Origin of the sequence: Pedobacter ghigonis (genome assembly GCF_903166585.1) — a bacterium.
In the GTDB taxonomy this organism is placed as follows: Bacteria; Bacteroidota; Bacteroidia; order Sphingobacteriales; family Sphingobacteriaceae; genus Pedobacter; species Pedobacter ghigonis.
Genome location: NZ_CAESCM010000013.1, coordinates 140032 through 158929, shown reverse-complemented (window position 1 = coordinate 158929; position 18898 = coordinate 140032). Strand labels below are relative to the sequence as shown.

The following is an 18898-nucleotide window of genomic DNA, read 5'->3' as shown; positions in this document are numbered from 1 at the left end:
CTAATTACACACCGATTAAGAATATTGTTTTGATTTTAAATAAAATACACAAATAATATTCCGATTTAACTTTTTTCTGATTTCTCTTGCATATTAATGAACCAAAAACTAAATTGGTTTTATAAACAATAAGATAATAATGACTATTCAAAACAACACACTTAATACGAATACTTTGGCAGCTAACGCTGGCAATATCGTGTTGTTTCCTGTCATTTTACTTAACCTCCTACTCTTAAACCTTTTAGGTAATAAGCGGGCGCAGTTTAAATAGCAGTTAAAAAACTAATATATCTGAAGCGTCCCGATACAAACGGGACGCTTTTTTTAAATAACAAAACAGAGAGTATTATGAAATACTACAATTCTAATACGATTATTTACCTTGATGGAGCTTTTGAAAAAGCTGTAAACAGCAGCACTGATTTATATGGTCAGTCGCTACATTACGGTTATGCTGCTTTTGAGGGCATTCGCGCCTATAAAACACATAATGGTAACCGTATTTTCAAAGCTGCTGCACATTTTGATCGCTTAGAGCGCTCTTGCCAATTGGCAAATATCCCCTTTCCATGGGATAAACAAGAATTAATTGATGCTACTTATAAATTACTTCAGTTAAACAAACTGAAAGATGCCTATATCCGCCCGCTGGTTTTTTGCCACCCCAACATGAAACTGAACTCGCCAAGTGGTGTTTCGATCATGATTTGTGCCTGGGAATGGGATGCTTATTCGGGCAACAAGCTTTTAAAATTAACCGTTTCTGATTACGAAAGACCAAACCCGAAATCGAGCCCTATAGAAGCAAAATTGAGTGGCAACTATGTTAATTCGATTTTAGCTACTACTGCGGCCAACATTAAAGGCTACGACGAAGCTTTATTGCTCGACATGCACGGATTTGTTGCAGAAGCATCGGGAGCGAATATTTTCGTCGAAAAAGACGGTAAACTATACACCCCATCTTTAGGCAATATTTTACCGGGCATTACCCGTGCAACTGTTAAAGAACTTTGTGCCGTTTTAGATATCGAATGTATAGAAAAGAAACTTACTGTTGAAGACTTAAAAAATGCCGATAGTGCCTTTTTGTGTGGAACAGCAACAGAAATTGCAGGTATAGCCTCGATTGATGATATTGTTTACCGCCCTTTATGGCGCGAATCTATCGGCTATACGATACAGCGTGCCTATAAAAACCTGGTATTGGAAAAAGTGAATTACGAGGTGATTATATAGTACGAAGTCAGTAAGTCGGGAGTCCGGCGAAAAAATAGAGAAATAAACAAAATAGTTCTTTGCATTTTTTAATAAGTTAGTATGTTTGTGGTTCGTAGAAAATATGAATTTAAACACAAACATTATTAGCAACATTATTATTGTCATTTCTCAGCAGAGAGGTGGATATCGTTGCGTATAATAAAAATATACAAATCGAAACCGCCTCCGAAACGAGGCGGTTTTTTTTTGCCTCAAAATATTACAACTAACAGAACCAGAATATACATTTTAAACAATGAGCGAATTAAACAAGTACAGTAAAACATTTACACAAGACCCAACACAACCGGCGGCGCAAGCCATGCTTTACGGGATCGGCTTAACCGATGCTGATATGGCTAAAGCACAGGTCGGTATTGCAAGTATGGGTTACGATGGTAACACCTGCAACATGCACCTGAACGACCTTGCAAAAGATGTCAAAGCAGGGGTCTGGAAAAATGATTTAGTGGGCTTGGTTTTTAACACCATTGGTGTAAGCGATGGTATGAGCAACGGTACAGATGGCATGCGTTACTCTTTGGTTAGCCGTGATGTAATTGCTGATAGTATCGAAACTATTTGTGGCGGACAATACTACGATGGAGTAATTGCCATTCCGGGTTGCGATAAAAATATGCCTGGTGCCATTATGGCCATGGCACGTTTAGATCGTCCGTCGATTATGGTTTATGGCGGTACAATTGCCCCAGGTCATTATAAAGGCGAAGAATTAAACATTGTTTCAGCTTTCGAAGCTTTAGGTCAAAAAATTTGCGGTAATCTTTCTGACGAAGATTATCAAGGCATTATTAAGCATACCTGTCCGGGCGCAGGTGCATGCGGTGGTATGTACACTGCAAATACAATGGCATCTGCAATCGAAGCTTTAGGCATGAGTTTACCTTACTCCTCTTCAAACCCTGCTATAAGTGAAGAAAAGAAACAGGAGTGTTTAGATGCAGGTAAGTATATTAAAGTATTGCTTGAAAAAGATATCAAACCATCTGATATCATGACGAGAAAAGCATTCGAAAATGCCATCCGTTCGATTATCATTTTAGGTGGAAGTACTAATGCTGTATTACACTTTATTGCAATGGGTAAAGCAATAGGCATCGAAATTACGCAGGATGATTTCCAACGCATGAGTGATGTAACACCGGTTCTTGCCGATTTCAAACCTAGCGGAAAATACCTGATGCAGGATTTACACCAATATGGAGGTATCCCTGCGGTATTGAAATATTTGTTGAATGAAGGTTTGTTACATGGCGATTGCTTAACTGTAACCGGTAAAACAGTAGCTGAGAATCTGGCTGATGTAAAATCGATTATGGATTACGATCAAAAAATCATTCAAAAATTAAGCGAGCCGATTAAAGCAACCGGACACTTACAAATCCTTTACGGAAACCTTGCCGAAAAAGGCTCAGTTGCTAAAATCAGCGGTAAAGAAGGCGAAAAATTTGAAGGCCCCGCACGTGTTTTTGATGGCGAGCACGATTTAATTGCCGGTATTTCGAGCGGTCGTGTTCAACCTGGCGATGTAATCGTTATTAAAAATTCAGGCCCAGTTGGTGCGCCAGGTATGCCAGAAATGTTGAAACCAACTTCAGCCATTATTGGTGCTGGTTTGGGTAAATCGGTAGCTTTAATTACCGATGGTCGTTTCTCTGGTGGTACTCACGGTTTTGTGGTTGGTCACATCACACCAGAATCATACAAAGGTGGTTTAATTGGCCTTGTAGAAGATGAAGACAGAATCTTAATCGATGCGGTTAACAACATCATCAGCCTTCAGGTTAGCGATGAAGAAATTGCAGAACGTAGAAAGAAATATGTACAACCAGCATTGAAAATCACCAAAGGTGTACTGTATAAATACGCTAAGACAGTTTCAGATGCATCAGAAGGATGTGTAACTGACGAATAATAAAAAAAATCATCCCTGAATTGAATCAATACTAAACAATACATTATGCAAATAATTAAAAGTATTCAAAACAGGATTTATGAAATCAGGGGAGAAAGAGTAATGCTGGATTTCGATCTGGCATCACTTTATGAAGTTGAAACCAAGGTATTAAATCAGGCGGTAAAGCGCAACATTAAGCGTTTTCCGGATGATTTTATGTTCAGGCTCTCTTCCATTGAATGGGAAAACATCCGGTCACAATTTGTGACCGCATCCCCAGAAAAGATCGACCAATCATCACAAATTGTGATGATAAGCCAAAGTAAAAGAAATTTAGGGATAACGCCCTATGCTTTTACTGAGCAGGGTGTGGCCATGTTAAGCGGTGTTATAAATAGTGATAAAGCCATTAACATGAACATCGCCATTATGAGAGCCTTTGTTGATGTGCGCAAAATTTTGCTGAAACAAAGCAGCATTAACGAACAATTAACAGAAATAAAAGAACGCATTGGTGAACACAATATCCAACTAAATGAACTTTATGATGCAATGGAAAATTTAATCGATGAGAAAATTGCTCAGATAAAGTGGAATGAAAGAGAAAGAATTGGGTTTAAAATTAAAGAATAATAGAACCGCAAAAACATAATTATGGAAACTGCACAAGATACAATACAACAAACCGGGGCAAAAGCAGAAACCTCAAAAACCTTTAAAGGCACAGGCTCTCAGGTTTTGTTGAATGGGTTAATTGAAGAGGGTGTTACCACCATTTTCGGTTACCCAGGTGGAGCAATCATGCCTATTTATGATGCCCTTTACGATTATGCCGATAAATTAGAACATATATTGGTTCGCCATGAGCAAGGTGGTATACACGCAGCTCAGGGTTTTGCACGCGCAAGCGGCGAAGTGGGTGTAGTATTTGCAACAAGCGGCCCAGGTGCAACCAACCTGGTAACCGGTTTAGCCGATGCACAAATCGATAGTACACCATTAGTATGTATCACCGGACAGGTATTTGCACACCTGTTAGGTACCGATGCTTTCCAGGAAACTGATGTAATCAATATTACTACTCCGGTTACCAAATGGAACTATCAGGTTACCGATGCCAAAGAAATTCAGGAGGTGTTGGCTAAAGCTTTTTACATTGCTAAAAGCGGCAGACCAGGTCCGGTTTTGATCGATATTACCAAAAATGCACAGTTACAGATTGAGGAATTTCCTGAATATGTAAAATGCAGCCATATCCGTTCTTACCGTCCGAAGCCGAAAGTTAGGCTTGAGTTTATCGAACAGGCAGCTGCTTTAATCAACTCTGCTAAGAAACCATTTGTATTGTTTGGCCAGGGAGTTATTTTAGGTAAGGCCGAAGAAGAATTTAAAGCCTTTATCGAAAAAAGCGGTATTCCAGCAGCCTGGACCATTATGGGCGAAGGCGCTATCCCAACCTCACACCCTTTAAACGTAGGGATGTTGGGTATGCACGGAAATTATGGCCCTAACGTATTAACAAACGAAGCAGACGTAATTATTGCCATCGGTATGCGTTTTGATGACCGTGTAACCGGCCGTTTAGATAAATATGCCAAACAGGCTAAAGTAGTTCACCTGGATATCGACCCTGCAGAAATTGATAAAAATGTAAAAGCCGAAGTTGGTGTTTGGGGCGATTGTAAAGAAACTTTACCGCTATTAACTAATTTAGTTAACGAAAGTAAACATGACGAATGGGTAGCCAAATTCAGGGAATACAACCAGCAGGAAATTGACCAGGTAATTACGCCTGAGCTTTACCCTACCGGCGATGAAATGACCATGGGCGAAGTATTGCGCAACATTAACGAAATTTGCGGTGGCGATGCTGTTATTGTTACCGACGTTGGTCAGCACCAGATGGTGGCCTGCCGTTACGCTAAATTTAACAATACACGCAGCAACATTACTTCGGGTGGTTTAGGTACCATGGGCTTTGGCTTACCGGCTGCAATTGGTGCTAAATACGGTGCCCCTGATAAAACGGTAATTGCCATTATTGGTGATGGCGGTTTCCAAATGACACCGCAGGAATTAGGGACCATTATGCAGTTTGGTGCCGCAGTTAAAATCCTGATCCTGAACAACCGTTTCTTAGGAATGGTTCGCCAATGGCAACAGTTATTCCACGATAAGCGTTACTCTTTTGTAAACATTACAAGTCCGGATTTTGTAGCCTTGGCTAAATCTTACTACATCGAAGCAGCTAAAGTTGATGAACGTGCTAACCTGAGGGCAGCACTCGAAACCATGATTAACCACGAAGGTTCTTACCTGCTTGAAGTTATGGTTGGCAGAGAAAATAATGTTTTCCCGATGGTGCCACAAGGCATGAGCGTAAGCGAAATCAGATTGAAATAAGCCAGACAGTTTAAAGACTAAAGTAAAAAGCAAAATAGCATCAATAACAAACCTTTGTGGCCTCGTGCCTCAATGGTTAAAAAGTTTTGAAAATGAGTACTGAAAACACAATTGAACATAAAATAGATAAGGCCGATTTAGAAGGTAAGCAGGAATATACCATTACGGTTTATGCCGAAAACCGCATCGGTTTGTTAAATAGGATTGCGATTATTTTCTCGAAAAGGAAAATCAACATCGAAAGCCTTAATACCTCTCCTTCTGAAATTGATGGTATCCACCGTTTCAACATCGTGATTCACGAAAGTTACGAAGTGGTGCGGAAACTGGCCCGTCAGATTGAGAAACAGATCGAAGTATTGAAAGTATATTTTAATACCAACGATGAGATTATCTGGCAGGAACTGGCACTTTACAAGGTTTCGACAGATGAAATTGCAGAAAGAGTAACTGTTGAGCGTTTATTAAGGCAATATGGTGCCAGCGCGGTAGTGATTCGTAAGGATTATACTGTTTTCGCAGTAACCGGTCACCGCGAAGAAACCGATGCTCTTGTAAAAGCCTTAGAACCTTACGAATTAATTGAGTTTGTTCGTTCGGCCAGGGTAGCTATTATTAAAGATAGTGCTGGTTTCCACGAAAAACTTAAAGAATTTGAAGCCTTCGAACCAGGTGAAGAATTGGTAGAAAACGAGTTTTTAGAAAAAGGTGGAAAGATTTTCACAATGTAAAACCAAAAATAAATCCGTCATTACAAGGAGGAACGACAAAGCAATCTTTTTAAGATTTTAAAATGAGATTGCTTCGGCTCACACAAGCCAGCCTCGCAATGACGATAAGTTTAGAATATGAAATGCAATAAAGCCATACCAGTTTTAAGAATATTCGATTACGATAAAGCCATCGAGTTTTACGTAAACTGGCTGGGCTTTAAAATAGACTGGGAACATACTTTTGAAGAAAACACCCCAGTTTACATGCAGATTTCACTCAACGGCATCGAATTACATTTAAGCGAGCATCATGGAGATTGTTCTCCGGGCGCAAGTGTATTTGTAGATTGTACGGGGCTGAAAGAATTTCATAAAACCTTAATTGATAAAAAATATAAATACAACCGCCCGGGACTGGAAAAAACATTTTACGGAACATGGGCAGTAACAGTAAACGATCCGTTTTATAACAAGATTACATTTAACCAAACTTTAACCGAAGCAGAAAAGCAATAACATAATGGATCAGGTATTCGAATTTATTATAAACACAAGAACGGCTTTTATTAAGTTGGTTGATAGCTTAACTATCGAGCAATTGAATAAAATCCCGGATGGTTATAACAACAACATCATCTGGAACTTTGGCCACATTGTAGTGAGTACGCAAACACTTTGTTATTTTCGTACCGGTATCTGGTCCACCCCAGATGCAGTAAAGTTTAACGAGTACTACAAAAAAGATACTAAACCAACTTATACCGTTACCGAAGCAGAAGTTGCAGAATTAAAAGCGATTGCTTTAGCAAGTATTGAAACCATTAAAGCAGATTACGCCAAAGGAATATTCACCAATACCACGCCTTTTATAACGGCAACTTATGGTGTACAATTAAACAGTATTGAAGAAGTATTGATCACCACCATCGGTCACGATAATGTGCACTTTGGCTACGCTTCTGCATTGAAGAAAAAAGTTTAAAATGGAACAACCGGCGAAATCACCTAATCAGTGTAATCAAGCCGAAGAAAGAAAATATAAACCCGATAATTAAATAGAAATTAACCAATAAAAACAATGGCAAATTATTTTAACACATTACCGCTTAGAGAAAAATTAAACCAATTAGGTGTTTGCGACTTTATGGACAGTGCTGAATTTTTAGATGGCGTTAGCGCACTAAAAGGTAAAAAACTGGTAGTTGTAGGTTGCGGAGCACAAGGCTTAAACCAGGGTTTAAATTTAAGAGATAGTGGTTTAGATGTTAGTTATACATTGCGTAAAGAAGCGATTGAAGGAAAAAGAGATTCGTGGAAAAATGCTACTGAAAACAATTTCAAAGTTGGCACTTACGAAGAATTGATCCCAACTGCTGATGTGGTAATTAACCTTACTCCTGATAAACAGCACACTGCAGTAGTAAATGCAATTATGCCTTTAATGAAAGAAGGTGCAACTTTATTATACTCGCACGGTTTCAACATCGTTGAAGAAGGCATGCAAATCCGTAAAGATTTAACCGTAATTATGGTGGCGCCTAAATGCCCTGGTAGTGAAGTTAGAGCAGAGTATGTAAGAGGTTTTGGTGTACCTACCCTAATTGCAGTTCACCCAGAAAACGATCCTCAGGGTAAAGGTTTGGCTCAGGCTAAAGCTTATTGCGTGGGTACTGGTGGTCACAGAGCTGGTGTATTAAAATCATCTTTCGTAGCCGAGGTAAAATCTGATTTAATGGGTGAGCAAACAATCCTTTGTGGTTTATTGCAAACAGGTTCTATCCTGTCATTCGATAAAATGGTAGAAAAAGGAATCGATGCGGGTTATGCTTCTAAATTGGTTCAATATGGTGTAGAAGTAATTACTGAAGCCTTAAAACAAGGTGGTATTACAGCCATGATGGATAGATTAAGCAACGTAGCTAAAATTAAAGCTTTCGAAATCTCTGAGGAGTTGAAAGACATTATGCGTCCATTGTTCCAAAAACACCAGGATGATATTATGAGTGGCGAATTTAGCCGCATCATGATGGAAGACTGGGCAAACGGTGATAAAAACTTATTAGGATGGAGAGCTGAAACAGGCGAAACTGCATTCGAAAAAACACCAGCGGGAGATGTTAAAATCGGTGAGCAGGAATATTTCGACAACTACCTTTTAATGGTTGCCTTTGTACGTGCCGGTGTTGAATTGGCTTTCGAAACCATGGTACAGGCTGGTATTAAACCAGAATCGGCTTACTATGAGTCGTTACACGAAACACCACTTATTGCCAACACCATTGCACGTAAAAAATTATTCGAAATGAACCGTGTAATTTCTGATACTGCAGAATATGGTTGTTACTTATTCGATCAGGCATGTAAACCGCTTTTAGGCGATTTCATGAAAAAAGTAGATACAGATTTAGTAGGTAAAAACTTTAACGAAGGTAAAGACGGTGCTGTAGATAACAGACAATTAATTGATGTTAACGAAGCCATCCGTTCTCACCAGGTTGAGCAAATTGGTGCTACTTTACGTAAAGCCATGACTGCAATGAAAGCAATTAAAACTGCATAATAAACACCAAACCTCGCAGTTTTTTGAACCTGCGAGGTTTAAAAAATTCATAAAAAATGTCAAAAACATTAGTAGAAAAAATTTGGGATGCACACGTTGTAAAAAGTGAGGAAGGGTTTCCTGATATTTTATATATTGATACGCACCTGATCCATGAGGTTACCTCTCCGCAGGCTTTTGATGGTTTGCGCAAAAGAGGGTTGCCTGTTTTGCGTCCGAAACAAACTGTGGCCACTGCCGATCATAATGTGCCTACCTTAAATCAGTTGTTGCCGATAAAAGAAGAGCTTTCACGTTATCAGGTAGATATGCTAACCAAAAACTGTGCAGAATTTGGAGTAGAGCTTTATGGTTTAGGTCACCCTTTTCAAGGAATTGTTCACGTAATTGGCCCGGAGTTGGGCATTACCCTACCGGGTAAAACCATGGTTTGCGGCGATAGTCATACTTCTACGCACGGTGCATTTGGTGCCATTGCATTTGGTATCGGAACTTCGCAGGTAGAGCAGGTTTTTGCCACCCAATGCCTGTTACAGTCGAAACCTAAAACCATGAAAATTGAGGTTAACGGCGAGCTGGGTAAAGGTGTAGGTGCAAAAGATATCATTTTATATATCATTGCTCAGATTTCTGCTGCAGGCGGTACAGGCTATTTTATTGAATACGCAGGTTCGGCAATCGAAGCTTTAAGCATGGAAGCCCGCATGACGATCTGTAACATGAGTATCGAAATGGGTGCACGCGGTGGTCTAATTGCTCCTGATCAAATTACTTTCGACTACATTAAAGGACGCGAGTTTGCTCCCGCAGGCGAAGAATGGGATAAAGCTTTAGCTTACTGGAAAACATTATACAGCGATGCGGATGCGAAATTTGATAGTGTTTTAACTTTCGATGCTGCAGATATTGCCCCGATGATTACTTACGGTACCAACCCAGGCATGGGAATGGGTATTCAGGAACATATTCCTGCAACCGCAGCGCAACCAGAAACTGAAAAAGTATCGTACAAAAAAGCCTTAGATTATATGGGCTTTGATGATGATGCAGCTTTAATTGGTAAACCAATCGATTATGTTTTCATCGGAAGTTGTACCAATTCACGTATCGAAGATTTGCGCGAAGTAGCCAATTTTGTAAAAGACAAACACAAAGCAGATAACGTTACCGTTTGGATTGTTCCGGGTTCGAAACAAGTAGAACAGCAAGCTAAAAACGAAGGTTTAGATAAAATTTTCGAAGCTGCAGGTTTCCAGTTACGCGAGCCGGGTTGTAGCGCCTGCTTAGGGATGAACGAAGATAAAATCCCTGCTGGTAAATATTGTGTTTCTACATCGAACAGAAACTTTGAAGGCAGACAAGGACAAAATGCCCGTACTTTATTGGCAAGTCCTTTAACCGCTGCAGCTGCTGCTGTTACCGGAAAAATTACTGACGTAAGAGAGCTCTTAGAGAAAGTTTAAAGCAAAAAGACCAAAGCATAAAGCAAAATTCGCCATTGCGAGGCAGGGCCTCTCCCGGTTTTCGGGAAAGCAATCTTAATGCAGTAGCAATGGCGAAAAAGTTAAATTATGATTTTAGAAGTTGCCATATTAAATGTAAAGCCAGATTTATCGGCCGATTTTGAAAAAGCCTTTAACCAGGCCGAAAAAATAATCAGTGCAATGAAAGGCTATATCTCGCATCAACTTAAAAAATGTGTTGAGGTAGTTGATAAATACATCCTGCTGGTGAACTGGGAAACACTAGAAGACCATACAGAAGGTTTTAGGGGCTCAGCAGCTTATCAGGATTGGAAAAAGTTATTGCATCATTTTTATGAGCCTTTTCCAACAGTAGAGCATTACGTTTAAATGAATAAGAATGATTGAGGTTTGAATGATTGAATGGTGGCATATATCATAAGATCTTACAAAACCTGGTAAAATAAAACAAGTAGTTATGCCAGAAATAGTTTGGGATGCAACATTATACGATAAGCAGCATCACTTCGTATCAGATTACGGAGCAGATGTTTTGCAATGGCTGGCGCCGAAAGCAGGCGAACATATTTTAGATGTAGGTTCTGGCACAGGTCAGCTGGCGGCACAAATTGCAGCAAGCGGAGCACTGGTTCTGGGAACCGATGCGTCTGCCGATATGGTAGCCAATGCAAAAGCAGCGTATCCCAACCTGAGCTTCGAAGTGGTAGATGGAGCAAGCCTCCCCTATCACGAAAACTTCGATGCAGTTTTTAGCAATGCTACTTTCCACTGGATTGAAAACCAGCAAGCTTTAGCCGGTGGTTTATTTAAAAGTTTAAAACCGGGCGGAAGGCTGGTAGCCGAATTTGGAGGTAAAGGAAATGTGAAAAGCATTACCGATGCCATCGCTGCTGCCGCCGGTCAGCTGGGGTTTTCGGATCAGGTGGTAACCGATTTCTGGTACTTTCCGTCCGTTAGCACCTATGCAAGCCTACTCGAATCGAAAGGTTTTGAAGTAGAACAAGTTTGGCTGTTCGATAGGCCAACCAAACTAATCGGCGAAGCAGGAATGTACGTTTGGATTAACCAGTTTGCCCAGCATGCATTTAAAAATTTAGACGAAGCACAAGCCGAATCGATAAAAAACCTGGCAGTTGAAATCCTGAAACCCGATTATTTTATTAACGGAGAATGGATAGCCGACTACAGGAGATTAAGAGTTAAAGCCATCAAAAGGTAGAAAGTGATAAGGTAGAAGGCATAAGACCCGACAGCCAAATTAAAAAATAAAACAATGTATGATGACCGGTAATCGGTGTAATCATTAAATCAGTGAAATCACCCTAACCGGTGAAATCATTTAATCTGTGTAATCATCATAAAAAAATGAAAAAGTTCACAAAATTAACATCGGCAGTAGTGCCATTAAACATAGAAAATATAGATACCGACCAGATTATTCCGGCAAGGTTTCTAAAAGCCACCACGCGCGAGGGATTTGGCGAGAACCTGTTCCGCGATTGGCGTTATAATGGCGATAATACACCAAAGCCCGAATTTGTATTGAACAACCCGACCTACAGCGGTCGCGTTTTAGTTGCCGGTAAAAACTTTGGTTGTGGCAGTAGCCGCGAGCATGCAGCCTGGGCTATTCAGGATGCAGGCTTTGATGCCGTTATCAGCAGTTTCTTCGCCGATATTTTTAAAGGAAATGCCTTAAATAATGGTTTATTGCCTATTCAGGTAAGCGACGATTTTCTGGTACAAATCTTCAAATCTGTTGATGCTAACGCACAATCAGCACTGGAAGTAGATTTAGAAAACCAAACTGTTACCATTGTAGAAAATGGTGCACAGGAATCTTTCGAAATCAATCCATACAAAAAATCGTGCTTAATAAACGGTTATGATGATATCGACTTCATCCTGGCTCAAAAACAATTAATCGAAGAATTCGAACAGGCAAGATAATGTTTAAACCATTTGTCCACATTCAGCACCTCAACCTGGCGTACCGCAACAAAGCGGTGCTTAAGGAACTATATTGGGAAATAAATGTTGGCGAAAATTGGGTTTTGTGGGGCGAAAGCGGTAGCGGAAAAACTGCTTTGGCCAAGGCAATTGCTGGCATAAATGCAGCACAGGGCAGTATCGAAATTGATTTCGATCCGCAAAGTAAATTACCTGCCGAAGTTTTATTTGTTGATAGCTGGTATCAGTTTAAAAACCTGGAAGGCGTTGCCAACTTTTATTATCAGCAGCGTTATACCAGCCAGCAGGCTAAAGATACTTTAACCGTGCATGCCGAACTGGTACATTTTGGAAAAGAAAAAGGCCTTCACTTTGATCGCGTTGAACCGATTTTAGAAGCCTTGGGCTTTTCTACTTTTGCCAGCTCGCAGTTAATCGAACTATCGAGTGGCGAGCACAAAAAATTACAGCTGGTTAAAGCTTTGTGGTTAAAACCACAGTTACTGATTATCGATCAGCCTTATACAGGTTTAGATACCGCTTCGCGCAAAAAACTGAACATCCTCCTCGATCAAATTACTGATGAGGGTGTACAATTGATTTTAATCAGTAATGATCAGGAGTTGCCATCATGCATCCACCGTTTTGCAGAAATTAAAGAGGGACAACTTGTAGCTTCATGCACCAGAGATCATACTTCGGCTACTTTTGAAGCACATAACAGGGAAATTCCTGGCTTTTTAAAAGAATCGCCGGTTTATTCGTCCGATAATATCGTTAAAATGGTTGATGTGAACATCAGCTATGGCGAAAAACAGGTGCTTAAAAACATCAATTGGGAAGTTAAGGCTGGTGAAAAATGGCTTTTACAAGGGCACAATGGCTCAGGCAAATCTACCTTGTTAAGTCTCGTAAACGGCGATCATCCACAATCGTATGCCAACGAACTGTATCTGTTTGGCAACCGTCGTGGAAGTGGCGAAAGCATTTGGGATATTAAGCAACACATTGGGCTGATATCACCAGAGTTTCATTGGTATTTCGATGCCACGGCAACTGTTTGGCAAAGTATTGCTTCGGGCTTCTACGATACCGTAGGCCTTTTTCAGCAATTGCCTTACACCAAAAGCAGCCAGGTTGATGAACTGGTTGAATATTTTGGTTTAACCGAAAATAAAAATGAGCTGCTCACCTCACTTCCATTGGGTAAGCAGCGACTGGTTTTACTGGCCAGAACCATCATTAAGAATCCCGAATTGTTAATTCTGGACGAACCATGCCAGGGTTTAGACTTGCAACAAACACAACGTTTTAACCAACTGGTTGATGAACTGTGTAGCAACGGCATGACCGTAATTTATGTTGGCCATTTTGAATCGCAGCTGCCAACCTGCCTTGAAAAAAGAATATTATTAGAAAAAGGCGAAGTAAAAGTCGTCGAAAGTTTAAATATAGAAATATTGAGCTAGACCGGAGATTTACAGGATGATTTTAAATCCTTCAAATCGAGGTTAAGCATAGGAGAATTTTAACATGAAGAAGAACATTTTAGTAATACCTGGAGATGGTATTGGCCCGGAAGTCACCACCTGGGGAAAAGCAGCATTAGAAAAAATTGCTGAAATTTTTGGTCATGAATTTGTTTTTGAAGAAGCTTTAATGGGCCACGCGGCTATTGAAGTAACTGGCGAACCTTTGCCGGATGAAACTTTAGAAAAAGCAAGACAAAGTGATGCAATCCTCTTTGGCGCAATTGGTCATGCCAAATACGATAACGACCCAAGTTTAAAAGTTAGACCTGAACAAGGTTTATTAAAAATCCGCAAAGAACTGGGTTTATTTGCCAATCTCCGCCCGATATTACTATTCGATGAGCTTCTTCAGGCATCAAGCATTAAACCTGAAATTTTAAGAGGAACAGATATTTTGTTTTTCCGCGAGTTAACAGGTGATGTATATTTTGGTGAGAAAACACGTTCAGAAGACAGAAATACAGCTTCTGATTTAATGATCTACCACCGTTACGAAGTAGAGCGTATTGCACACAAAGCTTATCAGGCCGCACAACAACGTAATAAAAGATTATGTTCAGTAGATAAAGCCAACGTTTTAGAAAGCTCTCGCCTGTGGCGCGAAACAGTTCAGGAAATTGCCAAACAATACCCTGATGTAGAAACCGAGCACATGTTTATTGATAATGCAGCCATGCAGTTAATTAAAAACCCTAAAAAATTCGACGTGGTGTTAACCGCCAACTTATTTGGGGATATTTTAACCGATGAGGCTTCGCAAATTGCTGGCTCAATGGGTATGCTCGCTTCAGCTTCGGTTGGCGAAAGCACTGGTTTCTTTGAGCCAATACACGGTTCGGCACACGATATCGCCGGTAAAGATGTGGCTAACCCGCTTGCTTCTATCCTATCGGCTGCTTTAATGCTCGAAATTGGTTTCGGACTTAAAGAGGAAGCGAAACTATTGGTTGATACCATTGACCAGGTATTGAAAGAAGGTTTCAGAACACATGATATAGCCGACCAAACTACCAACCGTTTTAAAGTGTTAGGCACAGCCGAAATGGGTAAATTGGTATTGAAATTCTTATCACAAAAATTAATCACATCCTAAACCTAAGATTATGATTCACGACCCGAACAAAGTTTATATTTTCGACACGACCTTACGTGACGGCGAGCAGGTTCCAGGCTGCCAGTTAGATACAAACCAAAAAGTAGAAATCGCAAAATCACTCGAACTTTTAGGCGTAGATGTGATTGAAGCTGGTTTTCCTGTATCAAGCCCTGGCGATTTCAATAGCGTTATCGAATTATCGAAAGCGGTTACTCATCCTATTATTTGTGCCTTAACCCGCGCCAATAAAAATGATATCGATGTAGCTGCCGATGCTTTACGTTATGCCAAAAGGCCTCGTATCCACACCGGAATTGGTTCTTCTGACTTCCACATTAAACATAAATTTAATAGCACCCGTGAGGATATTTTAGCCCGTGCGGTTGAAGCGGTAAAATATGCAAAAAAATATGTAGAAGATGTTGAATTCTATGCAGAAGATGCCGGCCGTGCCGATATCGAGTTTTTAGCCAAAATGGTTGAAGCGGTAATTGCTGCCGGTGCAACCGTAGTAAACATTCCCGATACCAACGGTTACTGCTTACCCGACCAATATGGCTCAAAAATCCTTTTCTTAAAAGAAAATGTTAAAAACATTGATAATGCGATTATCTCTGTTCACTGCCACAACGATTTAGGTTTAGCTACAGCAAACTCTATTGCCGGTTTACAAAATGGTGCCCGCCAGGTAGAATGTACCATTAACGGTATTGGCGAACGCGCTGGTAATACTTCGATGGAAGAAGTGGTAATGATTTTAAAAACGCACAAAGTGTTGGGCTTAAATACCAGCATTGATGCTACTCAGTTTTATGATATTAGCCACAGTGTGAGAAACCAGATGAACATGCCAGTGCAGCCAAATAAAGCTATTGTTGGTGCCAATGCATTTTCGCACAGCTCGGGTATACACCAGGATGGTTTCTTGAAAAACCGCGAGAATTACGAAATTATTAAACCAGAAGATGTTGGTTTTCCTGATGCCACTATTGTATTAACTGCAAGAAGTGGTCGCCATGCTTTGAAACACCATTTGGAGCGTTTAGGTCATAAATTAGAAAAAGAACACCTGGATATTGTTTACAAACAGTTTTTGGTTTTAGCCGATAGCAAACAAGGCATTAACGATACTGATTTGAACCAATTGGTTGCTTTGCATTTAGCTTAAAGCCGAAAGATTAAAGCATTAAAGTGAACTGATAGCCAAGGCGAATAGCTTATGCAATTTGAGGGGCAGTCCCCCTTGGAGGGGGCAGGGGGAGGATTTACGTTTGAAACACAAACCTTCTTTGCTAAACCTGATCCGATAGCTATCGGATAAAATTGCCGCGAAGCGTTACTTATACCGAGTTTACATTGGTAGTGAAATAAAATGTAATGCAGGACTACTGGATCCGACGGAATACCAGCTCCTGCTTTACAGAAAAATATAAGAGAACAAGTCTTAATACTTGATCCTCTAATACCTGATACTATAAAAATGAATACTACAACACCACATACACTGGATTTTAAATCTGCGAACGAAAGACTCAAAGGCGTGGTAAAACGTACCCCACTTGAGTTTAATGCCGGACTTTCTTCTTACTACAATGCCAATATTTATTTAAAAAGGGAAGATTTGCAGATTGTGCGCTCCTATAAATTACGTGGTGCATACAATAAAATCAGTTCACTTCCTCAGGAATCGTTAATTAACGGAGTTGTTTGTGCAAGTGCCGGAAACCATGCGCAGGGCGTTGCCTACTCGTGCAAAAAACTGGGTATTAAAGGAGTTATTTTTATGCCCGAAATTACCCCGAAACAGAAAGTGAAACAAACTTATATGTTTGGCGGCGACAATGTGGAAGTGGTTTTAGTTGGCGATACATTTGACGATTGCTTAAAAGAGGCTTTGGCTTACAGCGCAGCACATGCCGCTACTTTTATTCCGCCTTTTGATGATGAAAAAGTAATTGAAGGACAGGCAACTGTTGGTGTTGAAATTTTTGAAGATCTGCCAGATTTAGACATGGTAGTAATGCCTGTAGGTGGTGGTGGATTAGCTTCGGGTGTGAGCGCCTACCTGAAAACGGTTAAACCTGATGTTAAACTGGTAGGTGTTGAGCCGCTTGGTGCACCATCGATGGTTACTGCTATGGAACACGGCGGACCTTTTACATTGGAGGAGATAGATCGTTTTGTAGATGGGGCAGCTGTAAAAAGGATTGGTCATATCACTTACGAATATTGTAAGGAACTGCTCGATCAGATGCATTTGATTCCGGAAGGAAAAATATGTACCACAATATTAAAACTTTATAACGAAGATGCCATTGTAGTTGAACCTGCCGGTGCACTGTCTGTTGCGGCATTAGATCAGCTCAGAGAGCAGATTGAAGGCAAAACGATAGTTTGTATTGTGAGCGGTGGAAACAACGATATAGAGCGTATGCAGGAGATTAAAGAGAAATCTTTACTTTTCGAAGGTTTGAAACACTACTTCATCGTTCGTTTTCCACAAAGACCGGGCGCTTTAAAATTATTTGTAAACGAGGTTTTGGGTCCGCAGGATGATATTACCCGCTTCGAATTTATTAAAAAAACCAACAAAGAAAATGGTCCGGCGCTGGTGGGTATTGAGCTTTCGAACAAAAACGATTATGCGAGTTTATTACAACGCATGAAAGATTTTAAATTTGAAATTATCGAACTGAACCAGGATCAGACTCTGTTTGAGTATTTGGTTTAGCTTTGTAACCGCAAAGGGCGCAAAGTTTATCGCAGAGGACGCCAAGCCGTCATTTCGAGCGGAGTGCAACGAAGTCGAGAAATCTATCTCGAGATAGATCTCTCCATTCCGCTTTGCTCCAGTCGAGATGACGGCTTTCCTCATAAAAAAATAAAAAAAATGAACTTCAAAAACTTAACCAACAAAGCATTAATTTCCGACAGTGATATCGATTGGGAAGATTTAGGCGCTGGCGTAAAACGCAAAATTATGGCTTACGATGAGCACTTGATGCTGGTTAAGGTAGCTTTTGAACAAGGAGCCATCGGATCTGTACACAACCACCCTCACCTGCAAATGAGTTATGTTGCTAAAGGAAGTTTTGAAGTAAGTATGGGCGAGGATAAAAAAATCCTGAACGAAGGCGATATTTTCTTTGCACCTAGTAATGTTTTCCACGGGGTAGTTTGCCTCGAAGCAGGATTGTTGATTGATATCTTTAATCCACACCGTGAGGATTTTCTGTAGAAAAAGTCCATAGCATAAACTTATCGCCTTGCTGAACTTGTTTCAGCACCTCTTAACAAGAGACCCTGAAATAAATCCGATAGCTATCGGATCAGGGTGACGGTATCTGAAAATTACCTCTTACCCTACTCAAAAGTTAATCTTACATTTTTATAACCCAATCCTTCAATAATCGGTTTTAATACATTGGCCGCATTGGTTTTCGTTTGGATTAAAATATTTGATTTCTTCACCTCGGCAGCTACCTGCCTTTCGGCGGCTTTATAAGCTTCATCTACAAGGTCAGCTTCTCTGAAGAAAGCCATTTTGGTATCGTACACCCGTGAGTTTTTATGATCAATTTTTACATAACAGATTTCGGGCTGTGGTAAATTTACTACAGCTGTATCGGCATCAATACGGATATCTTCGCGGGTAATTTTAGTTAAATCGATACAACCAACTGCTTCGGCCTTAACAATGAGCAAAACACTGGCTTCGGGCAAGAAATCTGTCTTGTTTTTGTGTTCTAAAACGTCACTAATCTGATACCTAACCAGCTCCAATTTACCTATGGCCTCAATTTTCTCGACCAGGAGCTGATGTTTACTTTCTACAGTAGTATTGATACTGAATTTTTTAGCGATAAATAAATAGCCTGCAATCAAGAGGATTAACCAGGGCAAGAGGCGAATAAAGAGCTTCATATCAATTAAAAAACGGAAAATTAACAATTGTTTACCAACCTCACTGTACAATAAT

The 18898-nt window shown here is 40.2% G+C and carries 18 protein-coding genes; 17 read left to right on the top strand and 1 reads right to left on the bottom strand.

All coding sequences use genetic code 11. From position 1 onward, the window contains the following. Positions 1-351 precede the first annotated feature (351 nt). From ilvE to HWV58_RS18275, 17 genes are all read left to right on the top strand, one after another. A complete protein-coding gene (gene ilvE, locus HWV58_RS18355) occupies positions 352-1242 on the top strand; it encodes a branched-chain-amino-acid transaminase (protein ID WP_175635479.1) in 891 nt (296 codons plus the stop codon). A gap of 277 nt (positions 1243-1519) precedes the next feature. Then, a complete protein-coding gene (gene ilvD, locus HWV58_RS18350) occupies positions 1520-3199 on the top strand; it encodes a dihydroxy-acid dehydratase (RefSeq protein ID WP_175635478.1) in 1680 nt (559 codons plus the stop codon). A gap of 45 nt (positions 3200-3244) precedes the next feature. Further along, the gene (locus HWV58_RS18345; RefSeq protein WP_175635477.1) at positions 3245-3814 is read left to right on the top strand and encodes an ORF6N domain-containing protein; all 570 of its coding nucleotides are present in this window, start codon (positions 3245-3247) and stop codon (positions 3812-3814) included. 21 nt (positions 3815-3835) lie between these two features. Further along, positions 3836-5584, top strand: coding sequence for a biosynthetic-type acetolactate synthase large subunit (gene ilvB / locus HWV58_RS18340; RefSeq protein WP_175635476.1), 1749 nt, complete (start codon positions 3836-3838; stop codon positions 5582-5584). Positions 5585-5676: 92 nt separating this feature from the next. Beyond that, a complete protein-coding gene (gene ilvN, locus HWV58_RS18335; RefSeq protein ID WP_175635475.1) occupies positions 5677-6315 on the top strand; it encodes an acetolactate synthase small subunit in 639 nt (212 codons plus the stop codon). A gap of 117 nt (positions 6316-6432) precedes the next feature. Then, positions 6433-6813, top strand: a complete 381-nt coding sequence (locus HWV58_RS18330; protein WP_175635474.1) for a glyoxalase superfamily protein — start codon at positions 6433-6435, stop codon at positions 6811-6813. A gap of 4 nt (positions 6814-6817) precedes the next feature. Then, positions 6818-7279 (top strand): DinB family protein, encoded by a 462-nt coding sequence (locus HWV58_RS18325; RefSeq protein ID WP_175635473.1) that lies wholly within the window; start codon positions 6818-6820, stop codon positions 7277-7279. Positions 7280-7375: 96 nt separating this feature from the next. Next, entirely contained in the window at positions 7376-8857 is a 1482-nt protein-coding gene (gene ilvC, locus HWV58_RS18320) for a ketol-acid reductoisomerase (RefSeq protein ID WP_175635472.1), read from the top strand. 56 nt (positions 8858-8913) lie between these two features. Then, positions 8914-10320 (top strand): 3-isopropylmalate dehydratase large subunit, encoded by a 1407-nt coding sequence (gene leuC, locus HWV58_RS18315; protein WP_175635471.1) that lies wholly within the window; start codon positions 8914-8916, stop codon positions 10318-10320. Between the two features lie 108 nt (positions 10321-10428). Then, positions 10429-10710: an antibiotic biosynthesis monooxygenase family protein gene (locus HWV58_RS18310; RefSeq protein WP_175635470.1), complete on the top strand. Its 282-nt coding sequence runs from the start codon at positions 10429-10431 to the stop codon at positions 10708-10710. Between the two features lie 88 nt (positions 10711-10798). After that, positions 10799-11560, top strand: coding sequence for a methyltransferase domain-containing protein (locus HWV58_RS18305; protein ID WP_175635469.1), 762 nt, complete (start codon positions 10799-10801; stop codon positions 11558-11560). A gap of 146 nt (positions 11561-11706) precedes the next feature. After that, positions 11707-12291 (top strand): 3-isopropylmalate dehydratase small subunit, encoded by a 585-nt coding sequence (leuD, locus tag HWV58_RS18300; RefSeq protein WP_175635468.1) that lies wholly within the window; start codon positions 11707-11709, stop codon positions 12289-12291. Next, the gene (locus tag HWV58_RS18295) at positions 12291-13760 is read left to right on the top strand and encodes an ATP-binding cassette domain-containing protein (protein ID WP_175635467.1); all 1470 of its coding nucleotides are present in this window, start codon (positions 12291-12293) and stop codon (positions 13758-13760) included. The genes leuD and HWV58_RS18295 overlap by 1 nt, the downstream gene beginning before the upstream one ends. Before the next feature lie 64 nt (positions 13761-13824). Beyond that, positions 13825-14916, top strand: coding sequence for a 3-isopropylmalate dehydrogenase (leuB, locus tag HWV58_RS18290; RefSeq protein WP_175635466.1), 1092 nt, complete (start codon positions 13825-13827; stop codon positions 14914-14916). Between the two features lie 10 nt (positions 14917-14926). Then, positions 14927-16087: a 2-isopropylmalate synthase gene (locus HWV58_RS18285; protein ID WP_124557912.1), complete on the top strand. Its 1161-nt coding sequence runs from the start codon at positions 14927-14929 to the stop codon at positions 16085-16087. A gap of 312 nt (positions 16088-16399) precedes the next feature. After that, entirely contained in the window at positions 16400-17650 is a 1251-nt protein-coding gene (gene ilvA, locus HWV58_RS18280) for a threonine ammonia-lyase IlvA (protein ID WP_175635465.1), read from the top strand. A 159-nt stretch (positions 17651-17809) separates the two neighbouring features. Continuing rightward, the gene (locus HWV58_RS18275) at positions 17810-18157 is read left to right on the top strand and encodes a cupin domain-containing protein (protein ID WP_175635464.1); all 348 of its coding nucleotides are present in this window, start codon (positions 17810-17812) and stop codon (positions 18155-18157) included. A gap of 125 nt (positions 18158-18282) precedes the next feature. Here HWV58_RS18275 and HWV58_RS18270 read toward each other — a convergent pair whose 3' ends face one another. Beyond that, positions 18283-18843 (bottom strand): DUF4230 domain-containing protein, encoded by a 561-nt coding sequence (locus HWV58_RS18270; protein WP_175635463.1) that lies wholly within the window; start codon positions 18841-18843, stop codon positions 18283-18285. Positions 18844-18898: the final 55 nt, after the last annotated feature.